This is a genomic window from Streptomyces tateyamensis, assembly GCF_003205575.1.
Taxonomy (GTDB): domain Bacteria; phylum Actinomycetota; class Actinomycetes; order Streptomycetales; family Streptomycetaceae; genus Kitasatospora; species Kitasatospora tateyamensis.
The window spans coordinates 1-485 of the sequence record NZ_PYBW01000190.1; the positions used below are offsets into that span (position 1 = coordinate 1).

Sequence of the window (485 nt, forward strand, 5' to 3'; positions counted from 1 at the left end):
GGATCCGCGACAGCAAGGCCGGCGGCCTGGGCCTGTTCCCGTCACAGGAACTGAAGGTCAACCAGGCATGGCTGCTGGCCGTCGCCCTGGCCACCGACCTCCGCGCCTGGCTCCAACTCCTCGCCCTCGAAGGCGAGCTCGCCCGGGCCACCCCCAAGACCCTGCGCTACCGCTTCCTGCACGTCCCCGCCGTGCTCGTACACGGCCAGCGCCGACGCCGACTCAAGATCCCCAAGACCTGGCCCTGGGCGAAGGAGATCGTCACCGCCTTCGCCCGCATCATGGCCCTGCCCCACCCCACCTGACCGGCGCCCCCGGTCCCGCCGAGCACCGAGAGGAGCACACCCGCAGTCCCGGGCCCGTGGAACCCGGCGCCACCGGCGCGACAGCCGACGCACGCGCCCGCCCGGACCACGCCCCGAGCAGGGATCAACGCGACATCACGGGCACAAGATCAACAGGTTGCCGCCGTGAGACAAAGAGGC

General features: G+C 71.8%; 1 protein-coding gene. It reads left to right on the top strand.

Annotation, left to right across the window (positions count from 1 at the left end; all coding sequences use genetic code 11):
* Positions 1-305, top strand: a 305-nt coding sequence (locus C7C46_RS31950; protein ID WP_181442650.1) for a transposase, incomplete at its 5' end; no start/stop codon positions are given.
* Between the last annotated feature and the right edge of the window lie 180 nt (positions 306-485).